Genomic DNA, 24,089 nt, shown 5'->3' with positions numbered 1-24,089 from the left:
TCAGCAAGCTCAGGGTACCTAGGTTTAATTGTAGAATAGAAATTTTATTAAAGGTTTTATAATGAATAATGATAATGTTACAAAAGATTTTTTATTTGAATTAGGTACAGAAGAGCTACCACCAAAAGCTTTAAAAAGTTTAGCTCAATCATTGCTAATAAGTGTTGAGGATCAGCTAAAACAAGCAGGGGTTGAATTTGCTCAAACTAAATGGATTGCATCACCGCGACGTTTAGCATTTATAATAAATGGTTTAGCAGAATCACAAAACGATCTAATAGTTGAAAAACAAGGACCTTTAGTAAGTATCGCATATAAAGACAATCAGCCAACACAAGTTGGTTTAGGGTTTGCAAAATCTTGTGGAGTTGAATTTGAGCAATTACAAAAAATAGATACTCCAAAAGGTGAAAAGCTTTTTTATAAAAGCATCCAAAAAGGACAGAAAACTGTAGTCTTACTTCAAGAGATTATAACAAAAGCCCTAAAGCAGTTGCCAATTCCAAAGATGATGCGGTGGGGCACTTCTGACGCTGAGTTTGTAAGACCTGTACATTGGGTTTTAGCTTTGTATGGTGATGATATCGTAGATATGGAGATTTTAGGTCATAAAGCTACTAATGTTACTTATGGTCATAGGTTTCATAATCCAGCTGGTATCACAATAACCTCAGTAGCTAGTTATATAGATGCCTTAGAGAATGCTATGGTTATAGTAGATTGGGATAAGCGTAGACAAATGATTATAGAACAAGCTCAAAATCTAGCAAAACAACATGGCTATAAAGTTGTCCTTGATAGTGATCTTGTTGATGAAGTCTGTGCTATAGTAGAATATCCAAATGCTATGCTATGTGGTTTTAATAAAGACTTTTTAAGGGTGCCACAAGAAGCATTAATTTCATCGATGCAAGAGCATCAAAAATGCTTTGCACTTTTAGATAATCAAAATAAATTAGTTGCTAACTTTATTACAATTTCAAATATTAAAAGCACTAAACCAGAGCTTGTAATTACTGGTAATCAAAAGGTTATGAATGCTAGACTTGCAGATGCAGCATTTTTTTATGATACAGATCTTAAGCGTCCTCTAGATAGTTTACTGCCTAGACTAGAAAATGTTACGTTTCACAATAAGCTTGGTAATATGTACCAAAAAGCGCAAAGAATAGCTAAAACTTCCAAAGAGCTTGCTAAGCTTAATGATATAGATATACAAGCGGCATATAGAGCTGGTTTGCTTGCTAAAGCAGATTTAATATCTGATATGGTTTTTGAGTTTACAGATTTGCAGGGTATTATTGGTAAATACTACGCTAAAGTGCATGGTGAACCTGATGTTATAGCTAATGCTATAGAACAACAATACTGGCCAAAATATTCTGGAGCTGAATTGCCAACAACTACGGTGGCAAGCTGTGTAGCTTTAGCAGAGAAGTTAGATACTTTAGTAGGTATCTTCGGTATTGGACAAAAACCAACTGGTAATAAAGATCCTTTTGCACTACGCAGATCTGCAATAGGTATACTACGCATTTTGCGAGACACAGATTTACATACGTCTTTAGATAAAGTTATAGAGCTTGCTTTAACCAGTTATAAAGAGGTGAATAATTTGTATTTAAATTCTAATACTAAAGAAGAAGTAAAATCTTTTTGTTTAGACAGGTTAAAAAATCTTTATAAAGAGGAGGGTGTATCGGCAGATATATTTGAGTCAATTAGTAGTACTGGTTATCAATCTATAAAAGACTTTGATAGACGTGTCAAAGCTGTTATAGAGTTTGGAGGTTCTGAAAAATCACAAAGCTTGATTGCTTCAAATAAACGAGTTGCTAACATATTAAGTAAAAACTCACAAGATGCTATTTCAAGTTACGATATTGATTTAGCTAAAACTGTAGATAATGATTATGAGCTAAATTTAGCTAACCAGATAGATAAGGTGGCTAGTAAAATAAAAGAGTTAGTATCTAAAAGAGAGTACTCACAAGCATTAGAATTATTAGCAACTCTGGATGAAACAATTAGTAAGTTTTTTGATAATGTAATGGTGATGGATGAAAATTTACAAATCAGAGCTAATAGAGTAGCTTTATTAAGTAAGCTACGTCTACTATTTACTAGCGTGGCAGATATTTCTAGATTACAGTAAAAATTCCTCAATCATTGATTTTTGAGTCTATATTCATTTTATAAATAATAAACAATATTAAAATAGTAATACCAATGAAGCCTAATTGTACAATAGTAGAGGTTAATATTAAATCTCTACCATGGTAATAGCTGACTATAAAACTACCTGATGCTGCTATCATATTTTTAATAAAGTTTGAGATTGAATTAGCTGTACCAAAGTTATGATCAATCTGATTTATAGAAAAAGAGTAAAGTATAGTGCAAATAAAAGCTACAGCAGCACATAGTATAAACATTACTATAGTATAAACAAAAGCATTATCTATGTTTAAGTAGTTAAATATCGTTAATATCATGCAGCTAATTGCTAGTACAATAATACTATAATAAGTGTATTTAATGTCTTTGATCTTATGAGAATGTTTTTTGATAAAAAGGTTAGCAAGTATTGAGGCTATAGCACATATTCCATAATATATACAATATAAAATTGAACCCGTTGAATACTGTTCTAGATATATAATTGCAGATGAAGATATATAAATTAGTAAAGCTGCAAATGTAGAACCTCCAGCAATAGTGGCTAACATAAAACCTGGATTTGTCAGATGTTGGAAGTAGCTAGGAGCGATTTTTAAAATACTTGTTTGCCTATTTTTGGGCTCTAGAGTTTCTTCTATAAGTAGTGCTGCTATTAATATAACTACACCATAAAAAGTTAGAAAATGGAAAGTACTTTGCCAAGTGCCTGTAAGATCTGTAAATATAGTTCCAATGATAGGCGCTACAATTGGAGCTATCAGCATAATAATAACTATACTAGCTACCATATTTGTTAGTTTAGTGCCTTTGTAGCAGTCTCTAGCTATAGAAAAAGCTATAACCCCACCAACAGAGTCAGATAATCCTTGCACAAACCTTAGAGTTTCAAGCATGCTAAAACTAGTGCTATAAGAACATAGTATAGTACTTAAAATATAAATTAAACTTCCTATAATTATAACCCTTTTACGTCCATATTTATCTGAAATCGCCCCCCAAAAAAGCATCCCAAATGAAAATCCGACAAAATAAGTAGCAAAAGTTGTTAGTACTTGGCTATCTGGGACACCGAAATCTTGAGCTATCAATGAAATAGCAGGAGCATAAGTATTGACAGCTAATGGAGGCAATGCAGCAAAAAGCGCTAAGATTATAGGGAAAAATTTAGACTCACGTGTTATATAGTTCATAATTATAAAATTTTTATGTAGTTTTTATTTAATATTGTTAAGTATATACTCTTTTAAATTTTTACCAACTATTTTGTAACGCCAACCATTAAGTAATTTATTATTAATAATCTGATTGTCTAATTTAAGGTTGTAGACTAACGAGCGAATGTCTTTTTTTGAAGCAATAATATTACTATCAAAGTTAAAATCTATAACTTGGGAGTTAAAAAAGTCTATAATTTGTTCAGTTAACTCGTTTGATAATTTACTTGTAGATTTTTTCTCAGTTATTAGATTCTGAACGCATTTATTTGAATTTATTGTGCTAATTATACCTTTTTTGATCCAAGGTTTAAACTTTTTTAATTCTATATGCTCAAAATCATTTAGAGATGTAGGAGATATATGAGCTATTAGATAGAGCAACTTATTATCAAAAATATATCTTAATGGAATGTTTTTTTCTTGGGCGATCTTTTCACGCCATTGAGCTAATAAGATAATATTTCTTTGAGTTTGTTCATTAAATTTTTGAATATTACCTATTCTATTATGCACATTTTCTACTGAATTAAATTCCATAGTCGCTATCTGAGATAAATCTTCTAAAAATAGTTTATGGTAACCTACATCAGTGAGTTTTTTTTCTAAGAGTTGCGCTAGAGTTATAAGGTGTTTAACATCGTTTATGGCGTAAATTATTTGACTGTCAGAGAGAGGTCTTTTTCGCCAATCAGAAAATTGAGATTCTTTTTCCATTTCTATATCTAATATTTCTTTAAGAAGGTTTTTTAAAGAAATCTGAGGTTGCAATCCCAAAAAACCTGCTGCTAGCTGAGTATCAAAGATATGATTGATATTACACTCCAAAAAATTTCTAATAATAGGGACATCATTAGCTGCTGAATGAATAATTTTTTGTATATTCTTATTTTCAAAAATGGCTTTTAAGGCTGAAAAATCTAAATTTTCTAATGTATCTATTAAGAAAATATCATCTTCTGTAGCTATCTGGATTAAGCAAAGTTCAGGGTAATAAGTTCGCATCCAATAAAACTCAGTATCTACAGCTATTTGAGGATATTGTGATATCTTTGCAGTGGCCTTGTTAAGTTCATCTTGAGATTGAATCAGCATTAGTATTTAAACAATGTATTAAAAGCTTTAATATGCTAACATCTTTACATATTTATTAGTATTTAAAATAAGAAATTATCGATATAAATGATTCTTAGTGAGACAAAAAGCTTTGATTTGAAAAGTTTTTTAGCAAATCTAACAACACATTCTGGTGTTTATCGTATGATTGATAAACATGACCAAATAATTTATGTTGGAAAAGCAAAAAACCTTAAAAATCGTGTAAACAGCTATTTTGCAAAAGGTGCTAAGGATAGTAAAACTCTAATGATGGTTTCACAAATAGCAAAAATAGAGATAACTATAACACCAAGCGATTATGAAGCTTATTTATTAGAAAATAATCTAATCAAACAACACCGACCAAAGTATAATATTTTGTTTAAAGATGATAAAAGCTATCCATACTTAGTTATTTCTAGAGATAAGTTCCCAAGGATAGCATTTTATAGAGGAAAATCTGCCTATAAAAAAGGGCAATGTTTTGGACCGTTTGTATCAATATCGTCTGTGAAAAATACTCTTAATATTATTCAAAAAATTTTTCCAATCAGACAATGTGAGAATTCATATTATAAATCACGAACTAGACCATGTTTACAATATCAAATAAAGCGTTGCCTTGGACCATGTGTGGGATTAGTTTCTAAAGAGCAATACGATGAACAGTTAGCTATCTTAAAAAAATTTTTAGCTGGTAAGTTTAGTAGTGTTTTAGAGGAGATATCTCAAAAAATGCATCAAGCTTCTGAAAATATGCAATATGAAAAAGCACAAGTTTACAGAGATCAATTAGTAGTACTTAGAAAGCTACAGCAACAGCAAATAGTAGATATTCAGTTAGATAAAACTTTTGATGTTGTCGGTATATATTTACAAGATAATTATGCAAGCATAGCTTTATTGCAGATTCAAAATGGTGATGTGGTTGCAGATAAACATTGGAGTATAGATGCAAAAGGTCAAGATAAAACATCTATTATGCATGCTTTTTTATCGCATTTTTACCTAGGCGATGAGATACGTAATATTTGGCCAAAGAATATAATTTTGTCTAAAGTTGATTTTAGTGAGATCCAGGATTTGTTAGTAAGTATTTCACAAAAAATTGGCCAATCTATAAATTGGATAATAGCTCCAGCTGCTGATAACTTAAAATGGCTAAAGCTAGCAGAAGTAAATGCTAGACAAAAGCTAAATATTTATACTACATCAAAAACACAGTATCAAAAGAGACTAGCTTCTTTAAAAGAATTTTTAGAGCTAGATGAAGATATTAAGCGTATAGAATGTTTTGATATTTCACATTTCCAAGGTGAAGCTACCGTTGCCTCTTGTGTAGTGTATACAGATGAGGGTGAAGACCGAAAGTCACATCGGCGATACAATATTAAAGATATTAAAGCAGGTGATGACTATGCAGCAATCTACCAGACAGTATACCGCCGTGTAAGTTCAGGATTAGAAGTAAACAACCTTCCAGGTGTTATGATAATAGACGGTGGAAAAGGGCAAATCCATCAAGCTGAAAAGGTTATCCAAGAATTTGGCTTACAAGGTAAAATTCAACTGGTAAGTTTAGGTAAGGGTGTAGAGCGTATAAGCGGTAAAGAAAAAATCTACAAAGGTTTTGATGATACTGAATATATTCTAGACGAGCATGATTTAGGATTTTTGTTGCTACGTCAAATAAGAGATTCTGCTCATGACCATGCAATAAAAGGCCAGCGTAAAAAGATTACCTCTAATAGGCAATCGTCAATTATTGAGGAAATAGAAGGCGTAGGACCAAAACGTCGTAAAGCTTTAATAATGCACTTTGGTGGCTGGCAAGAGCTAAGCAAAGCTTCTGTAGATGAGATAGCAAAAGTGAAAGGAATAAGTAAAAAATTAGCTCAAGAAATTTGGGAGAGTTTTCATTAGAGAGTTTTAAGATTTTAATTTTAAAAAACAAAAATAAGGTAGATTTGTTATACTGGCACCTAAAGTTAGGATTTTTAGGTTAAAGGTTAGATTAATGGCATTGATAATGGGATTAGCTTTATTTACTATTGTTTTGGGCATAGTGCTTCTTTTTTCGTGTGGTAAGAAAGCTAAAGAAGTTAAAAATATCAAACAAGTTTTTGAGGAATATAAAAGCTCGGCACAATCTCAAATATTAGCTTTGGAAAGTGAAAAATCGACATTTGACATCTTGCTAGCTAGTGAAAGGCAAAAAAATACTGAGCTAAAGGAAGATAGCGTTCAAAGGTTTGAAGAACTAAAACAAGATTTAAGAGCAGAAAGAATTAAGGTTGATAAATATATTGAAGAGATAAAAGAGTATAAATCGCAAATCTCAATGTTACAAACTCAGTTAAAGGAAAAATTAGAGCAATTACAAAACAATGAGGTAAAACTAAAAACTGAATTTGAGAATTTGGCAAATAGAATTTTTGAAGATAATTCTAAAAAGCTAAATGAGCGTAATCATGAAAGCCTAAATAACGTTTTAAACCCTGTAAGAGAGCAGTTAAAAGATTTTAAACAAAAAGTAGAAGACGTTTACGATAAAGAATCTAATGCTAGAAGTGCATTACAAAATGAGCTAAAAACTCTCAAAGAATTAAATCAAAAGATGACTATAGAAGCTCATAACCTTACAAATGCTCTAAGAAGTAGCACTAAGCAACAAGGTATCTGGGGTGAGATGGTGCTTGAGAATGTCCTTGAAAAATCTGGTCTTAGAGAAGGGTTTGAATACTTTAGAGAAAAGCACACAACTGATCATGAGGGTAAAGCTTTTCGCCCTGATGTGGTTGTAAAACTACCTGATGATAGAGATATTATAATCGATGCGAAAACTTCATTAGTTGCTTATAATGACTATATAGCTGTTGATGATGAATATAAACAAGCACAATTAAAAGCTCATATAAAATCCATAAAAGACCATATAAAAGGTTTAGCTGATAAAAAATATGAAAATCTTAAAGGTATAAATTCATTAGATTTTATATTTATGTTTATTCCGATAGAAGGAGCATTACTTTTAGCGTTAGATAATGATGTAAACCTATATGATGAAGCATTCAAGCAGAAGATAATTTTGGTAAGTCCAACTACTTTATTAGTAGCTTTACGAGCAGTTGAAAATACTTGGCGATATGAAAAACAAGCTCAGAGCATCGCTGATGTATACAGCAGAGCAGAAGAGTTATATAAAAAATTTGTAGGTTTTATTGAAGACTTAGAAAAAGTAGGTAAGTCTATAAACGATGCTAATAAATCTTATGAAAATGCTTTTAGTAAACTAAAAACTGGGCGCGGTAATTTAATAGGTCAAGTTGAAAAACTTAAACAAGTTTCAAGTATAAAACCTAAAAAAGAAATTGATAAAAATTTAATAGAGAATGCTGTAGTTGATTTTGAGTAAATTAGGTATGAAATACAAAGTTAGAAAGTACTAATATGTGTTGGAATTGGTATTAGTTTCCAGCTTGCAACAGTCCCTTTATACTTAGTAGACTATATTAGTAAAAGCGCTCCTTTATGATTTTAAATATTGTTACAAAAACTATACTAATTCCAATAACCAAAAATATTAAAGACATACCAATTTTTAACCAAATTGTTTCAAAATCATTAAGATAAATTTCTGATTCTAAAGTAGCTTGAGTATCTTTAGGAAGCTCTTTAACAATAACACCACTAGGGTCAATGATGGCGGTTATACCATTACTAGTAGTAGCTAATACATATTTGGATGTTTCTATTGCTCTGACTTGAGATATTTGTAATTGCTGGTCTCGAGCTATAGAGTCGCCAAACCATGAGTCATCACTTATTACGGATATTAGTCTAGCACCTTGTAGTTGGTCACGAACTTGTTCAGGGTAACCGATTTCATAGCAGATAAAGTTAGCCAAAGGATAGTCAAAAGCTTGCATTATAGGTTGAATCCTTGTACCAGCATTAAAATTGCTAAGACCAACACTATCTATGTAACCAAAAAACTTAATCGGAAAATATTCTCCAAATGGTACTAAGTGGTGTTTATTATATATACCTTTGCCTTTACCTAATATTGTAGAACTATTATAGATTTTCGAGTTTTCAATACTTAGTGAACCTATTAATATAGCGTTATTATTTTGGTTTGCTATTTTTGTTAATTCCTCAAAATATAAGTGTTGATATTGACGATAATCAGGCAGGGCATTTTCTGACAGTATAATTAAAGAATTTTGATATTTACTTGCAATGCTTTTATAGTAAGCTTGCATTTTAATAAAGTTATCTTGATTCCACTTAAATCCTTGAATGAAATCACCTTGAACTAGAACTACTTTTTGGACTTTATTAGTTTGGATGTTAGGTTGGCTTTTAGAAATAATATAACCACCTATGTATATTAAAGCTATAGCACTAAAAATAAGACTAGTTTTTCTTATATCTTTAGTTTTGTTAAATAGGTATAAAACTATAAGTGCCGAAATTAAAGCAATAATATATGTAACAAAATACACACCACCAACATTAGCATACCATATTAAAGGTGATTCTGTTTGTGAATAACCAAGAGATACCCAAGGAAAACCTCCCCATAGTAAGTTAGCTTTTACTACTTCAAATAATGTCCATAAAGCTGGATAGATTAATAATTTTATAAAGTTGTTCGATTTTTTTGTTAAAAGATAGCTACCTATGCCAAATGGAATAGTATGTAAAAAACTTAATAAAATAACCAAAGCTATAGCTGCAACTATGCCAGCTGCAACTGAGTTGGTAAATAAATGTATACTTATATAAACCCAAGAAATACTTGTGCCAAAAAAACCGAAACCAAAGAAAGCTGATATCAAAAAGCTGCTCGTGAGTTTAGAGCATTTATTCAATAAGTAGAAGAAAATACATAATGCTACTATCGCAATAATATCTATGCGAAAAGGAGCAAACGCAAGAGTAAGTAGGCTACCGCTTAAGGTAGCTAATATTAAGTTAAGGATATTTTTTTTCATTATTTTTTAGATTTTTCTACTAGAATTTTTATTATTTTACGGTTATCAGCTTCTTGTATAGTAAATTTGAAGTCTTCAACAACTATGCTTTCGCCTTTTTTAGGAAGGTATTCAAGAGTTTGGATGATCATCCCAGCAATAGTATCAAAGTCATTCTCATCATCTATAGAGGTATTGAAATACTCATTAAAATCCTCAATTGCAGTGGTAGCTTCAACTAAGAATGAATTGTCTGCTATTTTAGTTATATTTTCATTGATAGTATCAAACTCATCCTCAATATCACCGACTATTTCTTCTAAAATATCTTCTATAGTTATCAATCCTGAGATTGCTCCGTATTCATCGACTACTATAGCTATATGGTTTTGACTATTTTTAAAATCTTTTAACATAGAGTTAAGTTTTTTTGTTTCAGGAATGAAAATAGCAGGTCGAAGTATATTTTTTATGTCTTCAGACTCAAGGTGTGTTTTAGTATATCCTTGTATTTCCACGTCAAAAATTAGTTTTAATAAGTCTTTAGCATGTAATACACCTAATACCTCTGTTTTATTTTCGCAATAAACAGGCAAACGTGTATGGCTTGAGAGGATAGTCTTTTCTAAAATCTCATTTATACTCATAGACATATCTACCGCCACTATTTTAGTATGAGATACCATGATATCTCCCACATCAAGAGAAGAAATTTTTATAGCGCCTAATAGCATATTTTGTGAGGTTTTATCTATAACCTCATTATTTGTAGCTTTAGTAATTGCGTTAATTAGGTCTTCTTCATCTTTAATAGTAAAGATACTTGAAGTAAGCTTTTTGATGAAAGGGCTTTTATCTTTTTTAAGCTGATCGTGACTATTATTATCCGTCATATTTACTCTCTTATAAGATATGGGTTTGGTATATTCAATTTATCTAGTAGCTCAATTTCCAAGTTTTCCATTATATTAGCATCGGTGTCATTTTGGTGATCGTATCCTAGTAAATGTAATAAACCATGAATAAAAATATGACACCAATGATTTTCCAAATTTTTGTGTTGTTCTTTAGCTTCTTTATCTAATACATTTGGAGCTATAACTATATCTCCTAGAAAATTTTCTATAACGCCATCTGGTAGCCCTTGGGGTTTCTCAAATTCAAATGATATTATATTTGTTGGTTTATCTTTATTACGAAATTGCTTATTTATACTTTTTATTTCTTCATCTGAGACAACGTTTAGATTAACGCTAGCAGCTTTGACATTATGACGTTGTGCAACAAGCTCAAAGCAGTTTAATAAGATCTGATTGGTTGGTATGGGGTATTCATCGTCATTGATAATATTTAGATCTAAACTATCCATGGTTTGTATTCTCTTCATACTTATCATAGGCGTTGACAATTTTTTGTACTATTTGATGTCTAACTATATCAACAGATTTTAAGTAGCTAATAGCGACACCCTCTATATCTGTAAGAATTGAAAGAGCATGTTTTAAACCTGAAGTAACACTTTTTGGTAAATCTATTTGTGTAATGTCTCCTGTAATTACAGCAGTAGTGTTAAAGCCTATTCTAGTTAAAAACATTTTCATTTGTTCTTTGGTAGTGTTTTGACTTTCATCTAACACTATAAAAGAATCATTAATAGTTCGTCCACGCATATAGGCTAAAGGAGCTATTTCAATAGCTTGTTTCTCGATAAGTTTAGTAACTTTTTCAACGCCCATAAAGTCAAATAAAGCGTCATACATAGGACGTAAGTAAGGGTCTATTTTTTGAGCTAAATCGCCAGGAAGAAACCCTAGTTTCTCACCAGCTTCTACAGCAGGGCGGACTAGCACTATTCTTCGTACTTCACCACGTTCATAAGCAGCAACTGCACATGCTATAGCTAAATAAGTTTTACCTGTACCAGCAGGACCTACTCCAAATGTTACAAAGTTGGTTTTAATATTATCTAGGTATGTAGCTTGGTTAGAAGTTCTCGCTTTTAGTTTTTTACTTCTAAGTTGCACTTCAGCTTCATCTGAAGATCTTCTTGCCTTAACTTGAGAAGGTTTTTCTTTAGCTGTAGCATTTAAGATAGTAGTTATTTGCTCTAAATCTAACTCTGTATTTCCAGCTAATATTTCAGCATAGCATGATTTGATAAACCTTTTAGCTTGAGTATTATTTGCACTAGATTCACTAGAAATCTCAAACTCATCGGCACGGTGTTTTATTTCAACATGAAAATAATTTTCAATAGCTCGGATATTTTCATCAAGATCGCCACAGAGTAGCATCATGGAATCATAGTTGTATGGTTCTAAAACAAACTGAGTTTTATTCATATGTTAGATAAGTTCTCCTCTAAGAGAGTGTGGTAAGCTTTCTGTTATTTTAACTTCAGTAAACTGACCAATCAAAGACTTATCACCTTTGAAATTAACAATTCTGTTATTTTCTGTTCTACCAGCTAATACGTTATCATCTTTTTTAGATGTTCCTTCTACTAGTATACGCTGCTTAGTTCCTACCATTTGTCTAGAGATGATTTGGGCATTACTATCTAGTAGATCTTGTAACCTTTTTAATCTATCTTTTTTGACTTCTATAGGTGTATCATCTGGTAAATCCGCAGCAGGAGTACCTGGGCGTTTACTATATATAAAGCTAAATGACTGGTCAAAGTGAACATCTTTAACAAGATTTAATAGCTTTTGAAAATCTTCTTCTGTTTCACCTGGAAAGCCAACTATAAAGTCAGATGATATTGTAATATCTGGACGTATAGCACGTAGTTTTCTGATTTTTTGTTTAAACTCTAATATAGTGTGGTTTCTTTTCATATTTGTAAGAATCCTATCAGAACCATGTTGAACTGGTAAATGTAAGTGATTTGCCAGCTTTGGTACAGTTGCATAAGCATCTATTAGGTTTTGAGAAAACTCAACTGGATGAGAGGTTGTAAACCTAATTCTTTCAATACCATCAATTTCAGCTATAAAGTGTATAAGTAAAGCAAGATCTGCTACCTGACCATTCTCCATTGGACCTAAGTAGTGATTAACATTTTGACCAAGTAAAGTAATCTCTTTAACTCCTTGTTCAGCCAAAATAGCACATTCTGCTAGTACGTCTTCAAATGGTCTATTTACTTCAGGACCACGTGTGTATGGAACTACACAATAAGAGCAATATTTATCACAACCTTCCATGATAGACACAAAAGCTTTAGCTCCTTCAGCTTTTGGTTCAGGAAGATAATCAAATTTTTCAACTTCTGGAAATGATATATCAACTTGTGATTGCTGAGTTTGGTTTTTTTGTTTGATCATCTCAGGTAATCTATGGATAGTTTGAGGACCAAATACTAAATCCACAAATGGAGCTCTTTTAATAATATTTTCACCTTCTTGAGATGCAACACACCCACCGACACCTATGACTAGATCTTCTTTTGTTTTTTTTAGATTTTTCCATCTACCAAGTTCATGAAAAACTTTTTCTTGAGCCTTTTCTCTAATAGAGCAAGTGTTGATTAATATAATGTCAGCATCTCTATAATCTTCTGTTTTAACTGTATTAAAATGCTCATTTAGAACTTCATGCATTCTAGATGAGTCATACTCATTCATTTGGCAACCCAAAGTTTTAATAAAAACTTTTTTTACTTCTTTCATTTAATAAAAACCTTTAAATGTTATTTTATTTTTATAGTTTGAAATTCTGGATCTAGTTTGGAATTATATAATAACTACCATTTAGAACTTGATTCAGAAACTTATCAATTTATTAACAACTCAACAAGCTTATCGAGAGTTTTTTATAATAAAATTCATCGAAATTCTAACATAAAAAATACTTAAAAGCACTTTCATTATCTAAATTGGTAATGCAAAATACTAAGAGTTTTAGTTAAATCCTTTTAAATGTCAATGAAACAAAACCAGTTCACAGAAGATAGTATTTGGCAATATTGCATTGAGCATACTAGTAATTTATCTGATAACTTAAACCAACTTGTATCCTCTACCAAAGAAAATGTCTATGGTGCTCAGATGCTATCTGAAAAAATTGTTACAAAGCTTTTACAGTTTTTTGTATTTAGTAGCCAAGCTAAAATATGTGTTGATGTTGGTACATTTACAGGGATGTCAGCAATAGCAATGGCTGAAGTTTCTCCAGATTTAAAAGTTTATACTATTGATAAACCAAGCCAAGCTGGGGAGAGGGTAGCTAAAGAGTTTATCGCTAAATATCCAAATATTGAATACTTAGAAGGAGACGCTAGTGAAATATTGTCAAGTATGCCAAATTGTATTGATGTTGCATTTATAGATGCAGATAAAAAGCAAACTCAAAAGTATTTTGATATTTTAATAGATAAGCTTTCTGATAGAGGGGTCATAATTGTAGATGATATTTTATGGCGGGCAGAAGTTTTAGATCCACAAGATAAAAGAGCAAAAGCTTTAGATGATTTTAATAAGTATGTGAATCAGCGAAGAGATATTGAGACATTAGTTTTGCCTATTCGTCATGGAATTAATATAATAAGAAAGGTTTAGAGTGTAGGAAAAGACTAATGGCAAAGTTATATTTTAGATATTCATCTATGGATGCTGGTAAGACATTGGATCTACTAAAAGTCGCTTATAATTATGAAGATAGAGGTAGGCATCCTCTTGTTTTAACATCTGCTATAGATAAAAGAGCTGGTCTGAATAAGGTTAAATCTCGTATTGGCATAAATCAAGATGCGTACTCTCTTACACATAAGGATGATATCTATAAGTTTGTAAAAGAGTATAATTTTAAAACAAAAATTGATTGCATACTAATAGATGAAATACATTTTTTTACAGTTAAACAAGTATGGCAATTATCGGAAATCGTAGATGATTTAGAGATCCCTGTAATTTGTTATGGTTTGCGTACCAATTATTTAGGACAACCTTTCGACACAGCAGCTTTACTTTTGTCTATAGCTGATACCTTAGAGGAAGTTAAGACAATTTGTCACTGTGGGAAAAAGGCAAGTTTTAATATGATAGTTCAAAATGGCAAAGCAATAAAAGAAGGTAATCCTATAATTATTGATGATGATTCTCTAAAAGAAATTGATACCAAATATTTTTCTGTATGTAGAAAGCATTGGAAAGAAGGCGTTTATGAAGAGAATAGTTTAAGATGTAGAAGCAGTTAGAAAGTATTGAATTAGTCCAATTTATTGTATTTTATAAATATGTTACTTTGGAAATTAAATTATAGCTTTGAGTGGCTACTGCGTCAAAAATATGTTATATAACAAAGTCTTTGATAGAAAATTTTTTTCTAATTTCTATATCCATAGACGGTACATTAAATATATTATACTTCATTTTTGTTTTGAACTCTTTTAATGTAAATATCTGATTCAACCATGGGTCTATGATTATTGAATTATCACCATACTCATTATGTCCAACAATTACAAAAATGTGATCTATCTCTTCTGGTTTAAGACTTGTGTTGTAATAATTTTCCGATACTTTGAAGAAAGCTAGACATACATCGTTATAAATTTCTGAGTAATTAATGCACCACATGAAAAATGCTTGTGTTGCCAGTTCTTCACAGTTCCCTAAACCATATTTTTCTGATAAAAACCTTATTTTGTTACGTAGGAAGAATCTTTTATGTTCGGTGTTCATTCCTTGAAAATTTTGTTCATTCATGTAATTTCTAATTATATTTCTCATTAAAGAGAGTTTTTCTGTCTTTATTTCATTTATATTTTCGTACGTTAAAGCATCTATGGTATAATTTCTTTTTTTTGAGATGATCCCCTCATTTACAATGTATTTATCTAAATGTGGAGAATAAAAAGTATTTTTTATATTTGTAGAACCTAAATTATTATTTATTTTTTCCAAAATATTTAAGCAGATTAATTTTAATTGATTATAGTCGCTCATAAGTATAAATTACTCTTTTTGTTATACATCATCTCTGATAGTTGTGGGGCTAAACAAATATACAAATTAAGTACATGATTTTATATATGGCGTATTTAATATGGTGTATGAACTTTTAATAGTACTAATCATTAAAAGATTCCTATAATTAGTTTGTAACTGTCCTATTCACTATACTTTGATTGTAGTTTGGAGATAATACAAAATTTAAAAATCTTCCAATTCCTGATATATAAGAATAACTATGATAAACGCCAGCAGGGATATATACAGAAGCAGGACTTTCAATAACTTTTGTAGTAGTTTGATTTTCTTGTCCAAATGTAACACTTACTTTTAGTCCAGTGCCATCAGTATTGTTCCCCATAAATACAAATGTACTATCACAATTATGAGCATGTGAATCAACATGAGATTCATAGGAGGTAGAGTAATCTTTGTCAAATATTCTTTCTATAATGTATATCTGGCTTCTAGGATCGATACGATTATCCATAAATACCCACCTAGCACCGACGCCATCACGGTGATGAAGTAGTTCAGATGCTCCTTTGACAAAAGGAGTTTTTACTTCTAAGTCATTTTTTATTCTTTGGATTTCTGCTCTGTTTAGCTCATTTACTATAATCTTTCTTTGCTCACCAAACTCACTAGGATCTATTATTTCATATGCTTTTGGATTATTTTTTGTAGCTTTCGCGTGATATTTAGAAGTATGTGTAAATACGTTTCTGCCAACTAGAGGGTGGTGTGGCTCAATATTAAAACAGCTAATCCTTGATATCATATCTGCTAACTCTTGACTAAGTTTAAAATTAAATTTTTTCACTTCATAAAACTTATCTAAAGATTTAGCTAAAGGTATTAAGTCACATATACCAGCTCTTTCACCAATACCTAGTATAGAGGTATCGATCACTGTTGCACCAGCTTGTATAGCCGATATAGCATTTGCCTGAGCTAAGCCAAGATCATTATGAAGATGTACTTCTATTTCACAGTTAAGTTTTGACTTTACAGACTTGACTATATCGTAACATTCTTGTGGATGCCAAGCACCAACACTATCTGTTAGGCTGATTCTATCTGCACCGGCTTGTATAGCAGTAGTAGCTAAATTAAGAATTTGTTCTAAAGGCGTTCTAGAAGCATCTTCTATACTAAACCTTATTTTAAAGCCTAAATCTTTCGCTAATTTAACTGTTTTTTGAACTTGGTCCTTAATCCAGTCTCTAGACTTATTATTAAACTTACTTGAAAGAGATATATCATTAAATGATGTCCAGATACCAATCCATTGAGCATTGGTTTTAGCAGCAGCCTCTACATCTTCTATTAATGCTCGAGAGTGGACTAATATTTCTATATCTTTGACACTGTCAACTACTTTGGCACAGCTTAGTTCTTCTTTTTTTGATATTCCAGGATGCCCAATTTCTATAACATCTACACCAAAATCTTTAAGCTTGTTAGCTATAGTTATCTTCTCTATTATAGAAAAACAAGTGTTTTGTGATTGCTCTCCCTCACGTAACGTACAGTCAAGTATTTTAAGTTGGCTCATAACTATTTCTTACCTAAAAAGTTTAATACATTTTGTATAAATTGGTCACGAGTTTTTTCATAAATTAGCCAGTGTGTGGCGTGTTTTATTTCTACTTTTTGTTTAATTTTCACATTAACTAGCTTCTCATACAACTCTCTATCAGCAAACAAATCCTGGTCACCATAAATGACTAATGTAGGAGTTGTTAGTTTTGAAATATCATATACTGGTATACCATTCCATATAGAATATAAATCTTTCATAGGTCCCATAGGGCGACGTAAACTATCTGGAATATATGGGGCAGGATCTATATTAATATACGCTTTTCCAATTTGATTAATAGTTTGATCACTAACAATAGATTTATCATCTTTTAGCATCATTTGCCAGTGTTGTTTAATCATTTCCCAAGTTATGTTTTGATAGTCTGGCAACTCTTCATTAAACTCATCATTTTTACCAGCAAATGGTCTGATAAACATTGGTTCTATAGTTTTTTCTAGACGAGAGCAATACATTGACCCGTATAAAACCAGATGGCTCACTTTATATGGATTTTCAGTTGCATACATAGCTGCGACTACTGATCCCCAAGACCAGCCTAATATAGCCATATTCTTTTGATGGGTTTTGTTAAGTACAAAATCTATAGCTTTATCTAGTTGTTTTATAGCTTGGGTTGCTTGTAGTGGGTAAGTACCTTTTGGAGCTGGATCTATTTGCATTACTTTAGGGTAAGAGGATTTACCTTCACCGATAAAATCTATAGCCCAAACATCATAGCCATTTTTAGCTAGTGAATCCATAAGAGAATAATTTGGAATATCGAAAGCAACTATAGATGGTATACTTAAAGGGTTTATAAGCATAATCACACCTTTAGTATCTCCAGTAGAGAATTTCTTCTCTGTTAAATGAATTTTTTTATTGTTATAGTTAATATAGTAATCTGATGACATCACATTAGAAGCTTTACTGTGTTTACTTATAGATGCAATTATTATTACAAATATTAAGCAAACCAATGCAAAGACAAGTATTTTATAGGATTTTTTAAAGTTCAGCATTATCCCAAGTTCCATTTTCTGGAGTTACCTCTTCTATCATAACTGGTTTAGACATATCTATTTTAAGTAGGTTTGGAGCGTAAGTTGGTTTTAGAGTTTTACGGTTTAGGATTATTTTAAAGGCTTCAAAACTAGCACAAATACCAACAATATTTGCAATAGGACAGATAACAGCCCATGGCGCATTACCATTTATATATGAATCTGCCCAGCCAACAAGAGCCCCATGCTCTACAGAAATTTTTGCACGTCTATCTTTAATAGCAGATATTTCTTTTTTTACTTCTTCTGTTAGCTTTTTGCTATATGATGGATGACTTAATACAAGCTCATATGCAGGAGTCCTATCAGAAAAAACCATTACCCCTCCTCTAAATGGGGGAGTTACAGCTATCCAAATAGAATGTGTTTTTAGCTTTTGAGCAGCTCTGTGAATAATTACTCTACTAACAAGATTATCGGTAGCATCTATTACCAGATCAGAACCAGTTATAATTTCCTCTATATTACCCTCAGTCATCATTTCTTGGCGAACGGTAACATTTATGTTTGGGTTGATATCTAGTATCGTTTCTTTGGCACATTGAGCTTTATTTTTGCCGATACGTGATACACCTGATAACATTTGTCGATTAATATTTGAGTACTCAAACTCATCGCCGTCTATTACTTGGATATTTCCAAAACCCATTCTAGCTAAGCTAATTAATGTAATACCACCAACTCCGCCAGCACCTATTACAGTAACCTTAGAATTTTTTAACCTGGTTTGTTCTTGATCAGTAATTATACCTATGTTCCTTGCGTAGATCTGTTTTTCAATATTTTCCATGAATTAATCCCTTTATCTATATTTTATATGCTTCCCAAAATCCATCCTCTGGATTTATTACCTGAACAGGTTTTGTTAGGTTATCCATGTCTATATATATACCTTTAGGAGCGGCAGCTAGCGGTTTTTGTCCTATTAATATCTGTATAGCTTCATGACAGCTAAAAGAGGCAATAAGGCTAGCTCTTATTGGTGTTATTATCCAACCAGCTTTACCGTTACAGAAATCATCCGCCCATTGTTGGGGAGCACCTTTTGTAACAGAATATAAAGCTCTTTTCTTTTTTATATCATAAACAAAATTTGCCACTTCTGGGTCAGACATGGGTTTACCTTTAGTAGGTATATTAAGTGCGTCTTCATATGATACCCCATCTGGGAAAAATGAGGATACAAACCCACGATGTGGTGGACTTCCTGACATTGAGATACTAGGTATTTTAAATTTTTTAGCAGCACGATGGACAACTATTCTTGATGGCATATCATCAAGAGCTTCTAGTACAAGATCATGACCTTGTATTAGTTCATCAACATTTTCCTCTGTAACTTTTATATTATGAAAATTTGTACTAAGGAAAGGATTAATATCTTTGAGGTATTGCTCTGTTGATTGGCTTTTATACTTACCCATGGTTGATGACATGGCTATCATTTGGCGATTGATGTTAGATAGTTCAAAAGTATCAGGGTCGACTCCACTTATATGCCCTATACCACTTCTAGCACATAGTATTGCTTGCATACCGCCAACTCCACCTAAACCAAATATTATTATTTTACTATTTTGTAGTTTAGTCTGTTCTTGTTTAGTATATACACCAATGTTTTTTTTGGTAATTTCGTTATAAAACTCGTCTGGGGTTAAATCCAGCATCTAACATCCTTTTAGGCTTTCAAATTAATTTTTAGAATCTTACTACTTAAGCTGATTTTATTCAATGTCTTAAATAGCATATTAATGCTGTGTATAATAACCAAGAAATTTGATATAAGAATATTATTTATTTGATTCAATTAGCATCAGTATACTTTTAGCGTTACGTATCCCTAATTCAGCAGCTTTTTGGTAGTATTTAATAGCTTTTTCTTCATTATATGGGACGCTATTTTGCTCTTCATTATAGTAGAGGTTAGCTAATTCGTAATATGCTTTACCGTATCCAGCGTCAGCAGCTTTATTAAAATATTTTAAAGCTTCAGTATATTCTTTTTCTTCATAATAATATTTACCAAGGTAATAAATAGCGTATACATCTCCAGCATCAGCAGCTTCTTCTAATTTATTAAATTCTTTGTAATCTCCTTTTTGAGCAAATATCGCTATTCTTTGGATCTTTTCTTCATGTGATAGTTCTATTGGCTTTTTGATATCTTCAGAATTTAAGGTAGGAGCAGACGTTATTAGATCAGGTATGGGTCTATTATTTAACGCAAAAGTACCAATATTAGGTATTAGTGAAGACGGTTTGGGCTTTTGCATAATTATCATATTAAGTAAGTCTTGGGAGTATTGATTTTTATCATTATAGAGGTAATAAACTAAACCTTCATATTTGTTATCATCAGTTTGGCTTTCGAAGTTAAACCATAGAGAAGACTTATTATGTTTAAGCTTTGCTAATTCTAAGAGTTTATTTGTGTAACTTATATCCAAATTAGTTGGGCTGGGTAGAAGACTATTATTAAAATATATATCAGCAATCTCTTTATGAAAGTTTACTAAGAAATCTTTGTTTATATTAGATAAATTTAAGTACATTAAACCGGTTAGGTTTTCAATTTGTCTTTTTGGTATAGATAAACCAATTTGTCTTTTGTATTTTATGTGTTTCTGAATGGCTCTTTTTTTTAATAAGTCTTCTATAAATTGTTTTTTTTGTAAAGACCTTTTTATAAGAGCTTCCTCTTTATTATGCTTTTGAATTACATTTTGGAGTTCTGGTATTTTTGACTTTGCTAACGCAGAGATTTTAGGATTAGAGCTGTAAAGTAAAGTTTTCCATAGTGTTAAAGCTTGGTTACTATCTCCATTTTTAGCAAGATCTTCAGCTTGAATAACTAAAGCTGGTTCATAGCCTTTAGAAATAGCAGCAAGTAAGAATTTGTCTTTTAGGTTGCTACTGTTAGTCTTTAGAATTTTACCATCTTTATATGCTAAGTATAACTCAAATAAAAGCTTAGGTTCTACCTCAGGAATAAGCTTTTGATTGGATTCGAGCAATTTATCTAAAGGTATTAAGACTTTTGTATTACCTAAGTTATACGCTTTTGTAAAATAGCTAATAGCTTTTTCATCGTTTTTATTAACACCTTGCCCATCTTTATATAAGATGGCTAGCTGATAGTAAACTTCAGGGTTCTTATCATCAATGGCTTTTTGATAATACTTATACGCTTGGAAATAATCTTTTTTCGTAGCTAAGCCATACTGATATATATAGCCTAAGTAATAATAATCTTTTTTTGTTGCTTTATCTGAATCAGCTATTTTTTTTAAAATTTTATATGCTTGGTTATATCCTTGTTCATTTTTGTTTTGTATATCAGCTATAGCTGTAGAATATTGTTCTAAGAAAACTTGATGCTTATAGCTAAAGTACTTGTTAAGCCCACTAATAAAAACTAATATAAGCCCTATAGCAATAAAAGCTCTGAGGATATTTTTTTTTGTTAATATTATAGGACCTATCTTTTTTGGCACCTTAGTAGAGTTACCTTTGTCAAACATAAATACAAGTTACAAATAAGTATACTTATTAGATTATATAATAGCTTGATATCACATTTAAGAGTTAATTTATAATATCTTGTTGTTTTAGTTGTAGCTGCTCTTTTTCAAGTATAGCTGTTTCAGGGTCTTCAAGAGATAATCTACCAAAATATCCGTTTCTATAGTCATGAACTATATTTTTAGCAGCTTGCTTAATATTGAGGTTAGTTTTAGTATTAGCTATTTCTTTTAGTATTTCTTGAGGGTGTTTTTGATCAATGTTGATGCCATCATAACGGTAGAGAAAAGCTTTAGGATTATGTTTAAGCAAAAAATCTATTAAAAAACAAGCTGTTGACTCATAGTCCATAGCTGTATCTCTAATCGACCCTATACTAGCGATTCTAAAGCCGCTAGCTTCACTTTTAGGACTTGGAAACATAATTCCAGGCGTGTCAAATATTGTAAAGCCTTTGTGGATATCTATACGTTGCTGAAGCTTTGTGACAGCTGGCTCGTTACCAGTTTTTGCAACTTTTCTGCCAGCAAATTTGTTTATCATGGTCGATTTACCTACATTGGGTAAGCCAAATATTATTGCACGTATAGGTTTTAATACAGTTCCTCTATTAGGTAGTTTCTTTTGGGCAAGGTCAAGGATTTTTTTTACTATATTTTTATCCGTTAGAGTATTAACAGCTATAGCATTACCTTTATAGTAATTTAACCATAATTTAGTTACATTAGGATCTGCTAAATCATTTTTAGAAAGTATTTTTATGATAGGTTTATCACCAACTATTTGCTCTAAAACGTGGTTGCTACTTGAATCTGGAATACGTGCATCAACTATTTCTATAGCTATATCTATAGATGGCATTTTTTTGCGAAACTCTTTGGTCGCTTTGTGCATATGACCAGGAAACCAATGTAACATTGTAGATAAAAGCTGTAAATTTGGTTAATATAAGTAAAGATTTTACCTATTAGTGTTTTTTTATGCAAAGTTATATTCTCAAAGGAGCTAAGATTTATAATGATAGAGCATTTGAGTATAAGGATATAGTTGTTCGAAATAATGTTATTGAAACTATTGCAGAAGATATAAAACAAAGTAACTACAATTTGCCTGTGTTACAACTTTTAGCTAGTGATTTTGTGATACCGGGATTTATAGATATTCATATCCATGGCTCAAAAGGAGCTGATGTTATGGACGCTAGTGTTGAGGCACTAGAAACTATTTCAAAATCTATATATACCCAAGGTGTTACAAGCTATCTTGCAACTACGATGACAGCATCAGATGAGCATATTACAAAAGCTATGCAAGTTATAGCTCAATATAATAAGCTTGAGCATACAGATACAGCAAAAATGTTAGGAGTGCATTTAGAGGGACCATTTATTTCAGCTGGCAAAATTGGTGCTCAAAACCCTAATTACCTGCAAGGGGCAGATATCGATAAGTTGGCTAAATGGCATAAAGCATCTAATAATTTAATAAAAAAAATAACTATTGCTCCAGAAATTGAAAATGCTAATGCGGTTATAGAATACTGTAATAGTCAAAAAATAATTAGTTCAATAGGGCATACTAATTGTACGATGGCGCAAGCCTTGAAAGCTATAGATCAAGGTTGTAGTCATGCAACACATCTTTTTAATGCAATGAGCTCTATAGATCACCGAAATCCAGGTGCAGCTACAGCACTTTTAATGTCTAAAAAAGTCTTAGTTGAGCTTATAGTTGATGGTATTCATCTTCACCCAGATACAGTCAAATTTGCATATGAGATTAAAGGAAGCGATAATATAGCATTAATTACAGATGCTATGTCAGCTCAAGCAGCAGGAGAGGGTATATTTGAGCTTGGTGGGCAAAAAGTTATTGTTAAACATAATCAAGCAAGGTTAGAAAATGGTGTTTTAGCAGGTAGTGTACTAACTATGAATAAAGCATTAGCTAATATGCTAAAATTTTCAGGTTGTGAGCTTTTTGAAGCTGTGAAAATGACTAGTACAAATCAGGCAAAATCTTTAGGTTTAAAGAAAGGACAACTTAAAGTAGGTTTTGATGCTGAATTTGTTATTTTAGATAAAAATTATCAAGTTAAACAAGTTATTGGCTGAATACACTGTTGTTTTGCAACAGTCCCTTTCTTTATAAGAATGCAAAAGTTTCTTATACCTTCTAAACATAGATAATACCAATTTAATCCTTTAATATTTGCCAATATCCACTGCTATTGCCTGCACATCAAAAACTTAAATTAGTCATAAACTCCTTTGGGATAAATGCAACAATTTATGTTGGAATTGGTATAAAACGTGATTTCATCATTGGGTTTGACAAGTTAAAGTTTTCTGGGTTTTATATTTAGTTTTGCAAAAATTTATAATTAAAATCTACTGATTTTGCTGTAAATATGTAAAAACCTTCAGCAAGTTGGAGATATAATGGAAATATTAAAATCAAAAGCCACCTTTGATAGGAGTAAGCAG

General features: G+C 31.4%; 20 protein-coding genes. 6 read left to right on the top strand and 14 right to left on the bottom strand.

All coding sequences use genetic code 11. The features are described from left to right. The first annotated feature begins 61 nt into the window (after window positions 1-61). On the top strand, window positions 62-2,155 hold the full coding sequence (gene glyS, locus E4K63_RS04660) for a glycine--tRNA ligase subunit beta (RefSeq protein WP_133941684.1): 2,094 nt from the start codon (window positions 62-64) through the stop codon (window positions 2,153-2,155). Window positions 2,156-2,162: 7 nt separating this feature from the next. Here glyS and E4K63_RS04655 read toward each other — a convergent pair whose 3' ends face one another. Continuing rightward, on the bottom strand, window positions 2,163-3,371 hold the full coding sequence (locus E4K63_RS04655; RefSeq protein WP_133941683.1) for a multidrug effflux MFS transporter: 1,209 nt from the start codon (window positions 3,369-3,371) through the stop codon (window positions 2,163-2,165). 24 nt (window positions 3,372-3,395) lie between these two features. Beyond that, a complete protein-coding gene (locus tag E4K63_RS04650) occupies window positions 3,396-4,490 on the bottom strand; it encodes a ribonuclease D (protein WP_133941681.1) in 1,095 nt (364 codons plus the stop codon). A gap of 87 nt (window positions 4,491-4,577) precedes the next feature. On the opposite strand from E4K63_RS04650, the gene uvrC reads away from it, so the two are divergent. Beyond that, complete coding sequence (uvrC, locus tag E4K63_RS04645) at window positions 4,578-6,416, top strand: excinuclease ABC subunit UvrC (RefSeq protein WP_133941679.1); 1,839 nt, start codon at window positions 4,578-4,580, stop codon at window positions 6,414-6,416. Window positions 6,417-6,510: 94 nt separating this feature from the next. Continuing rightward, window positions 6,511-7,908, top strand: coding sequence for a DNA recombination protein RmuC (locus tag E4K63_RS04640; RefSeq protein ID WP_133941677.1), 1,398 nt, complete (start codon window positions 6,511-6,513; stop codon window positions 7,906-7,908). Window positions 7,909-8,005: 97 nt separating this feature from the next. Here E4K63_RS04640 and lnt read toward each other — a convergent pair whose 3' ends face one another. Genes lnt through miaB form a run of 5 tightly spaced genes read right to left on the bottom strand, consistent with a single transcriptional unit; the run spans window position 8,006 to window position 13,146 of the window. Then, a complete protein-coding gene (gene lnt, locus E4K63_RS04635; RefSeq protein WP_133941675.1) occupies window positions 8,006-9,493 on the bottom strand; it encodes an apolipoprotein N-acyltransferase in 1,488 nt (495 codons plus the stop codon). After that, window positions 9,493-10,365, bottom strand: a complete 873-nt coding sequence (locus tag E4K63_RS04630) for a CorC family transporter (protein ID WP_133941673.1) — start codon at window positions 10,363-10,365, stop codon at window positions 9,493-9,495. The genes lnt and E4K63_RS04630 overlap by 1 nt, the downstream gene beginning before the upstream one ends. A 2-nt stretch (window positions 10,366-10,367) precedes the next feature. After that, window positions 10,368-10,841, bottom strand: a complete 474-nt coding sequence (gene ybeY, locus E4K63_RS04625; RefSeq protein WP_133941739.1) for an rRNA maturation RNase YbeY — start codon at window positions 10,839-10,841, stop codon at window positions 10,368-10,370. Then, complete coding sequence (locus E4K63_RS04620; RefSeq protein ID WP_133941671.1) at window positions 10,834-11,814, bottom strand: PhoH family protein; 981 nt, start codon at window positions 11,812-11,814, stop codon at window positions 10,834-10,836. Before E4K63_RS04620 ends, ybeY begins: the two co-directional genes overlap by 8 nt. A gap of 3 nt (window positions 11,815-11,817) precedes the next feature. Next, complete coding sequence (gene miaB / locus E4K63_RS04615; RefSeq protein WP_133941669.1) at window positions 11,818-13,146, bottom strand: tRNA (N6-isopentenyl adenosine(37)-C2)-methylthiotransferase MiaB; 1,329 nt, start codon at window positions 13,144-13,146, stop codon at window positions 11,818-11,820. A 255-nt stretch (window positions 13,147-13,401) separates the two neighbouring features. On the opposite strand from miaB, the gene E4K63_RS04610 reads away from it, so the two are divergent. Next, window positions 13,402-14,034 (top strand): O-methyltransferase, encoded by a 633-nt coding sequence (locus tag E4K63_RS04610; RefSeq protein WP_133941737.1) that lies wholly within the window; start codon window positions 13,402-13,404, stop codon window positions 14,032-14,034. Between the two features lie 17 nt (window positions 14,035-14,051). Continuing rightward, window positions 14,052-14,672: a thymidine kinase gene (locus tag E4K63_RS04605; RefSeq protein WP_133941667.1), complete on the top strand. Its 621-nt coding sequence runs from the start codon at window positions 14,052-14,054 to the stop codon at window positions 14,670-14,672. 94 nt (window positions 14,673-14,766) lie between these two features. On the opposite strand, the gene E4K63_RS04600 is transcribed toward E4K63_RS04605, so the two are convergent. The 7 genes from E4K63_RS04600 to ylqF form a co-directional block, all read right to left on the bottom strand. Further along, a complete protein-coding gene (locus E4K63_RS04600; RefSeq protein ID WP_133941665.1) occupies window positions 14,767-15,423 on the bottom strand; it encodes a hypothetical protein in 657 nt (218 codons plus the stop codon). A gap of 148 nt (window positions 15,424-15,571) precedes the next feature. Beyond that, window positions 15,572-16,987, bottom strand: coding sequence for a LeuA family protein (locus E4K63_RS04595; RefSeq protein ID WP_133941663.1), 1,416 nt, complete (start codon window positions 16,985-16,987; stop codon window positions 15,572-15,574). Between the two features lie 2 nt (window positions 16,988-16,989). Next, on the bottom strand, window positions 16,990-18,039 hold the full coding sequence (locus E4K63_RS04590; RefSeq protein ID WP_166666895.1) for an alpha/beta hydrolase: 1,050 nt from the start codon (window positions 18,037-18,039) through the stop codon (window positions 16,990-16,992). Next, a complete protein-coding gene (locus E4K63_RS04585) occupies window positions 18,026-18,871 on the bottom strand; it encodes a HesA/MoeB/ThiF family protein (RefSeq protein ID WP_133941659.1) in 846 nt (281 codons plus the stop codon). The genes E4K63_RS04590 and E4K63_RS04585 overlap by 14 nt, the downstream gene beginning before the upstream one ends. A 16-nt stretch (window positions 18,872-18,887) precedes the next feature. Then, on the bottom strand, window positions 18,888-19,748 hold the full coding sequence (locus tag E4K63_RS04580) for a HesA/MoeB/ThiF family protein (protein ID WP_133941657.1): 861 nt from the start codon (window positions 19,746-19,748) through the stop codon (window positions 18,888-18,890). 123 nt (window positions 19,749-19,871) lie between these two features. Further along, entirely contained in the window at window positions 19,872-21,602 is a 1,731-nt protein-coding gene (locus E4K63_RS04575) for a tetratricopeptide repeat protein (RefSeq protein WP_133941655.1), read from the bottom strand. 64 nt (window positions 21,603-21,666) lie between these two features. Beyond that, the gene (ylqF, locus tag E4K63_RS04570) at window positions 21,667-22,521 is read right to left on the bottom strand and encodes a ribosome biogenesis GTPase YlqF (protein WP_133941653.1); all 855 of its coding nucleotides are present in this window, start codon (window positions 22,519-22,521) and stop codon (window positions 21,667-21,669) included. Window positions 22,522-22,583: 62 nt separating this feature from the next. On the opposite strand from ylqF, the gene nagA reads away from it, so the two are divergent. Continuing rightward, on the top strand, window positions 22,584-23,717 hold the full coding sequence (gene nagA, locus E4K63_RS04565; RefSeq protein ID WP_133941651.1) for an N-acetylglucosamine-6-phosphate deacetylase: 1,134 nt from the start codon (window positions 22,584-22,586) through the stop codon (window positions 23,715-23,717). Window positions 23,718-24,089 lie beyond the last annotated feature (372 nt).

It is taken from the genome of Allofrancisella inopinata (assembly GCF_012222965.1).
GTDB classification, from domain to species: Bacteria; Pseudomonadota; Gammaproteobacteria; order Francisellales; family Francisellaceae; genus Francisella; species Francisella inopinata.
The sequence above is the reverse complement of the archived record's forward strand: the minus strand, read 5'-3'. Positions and strand labels throughout refer to the sequence as shown.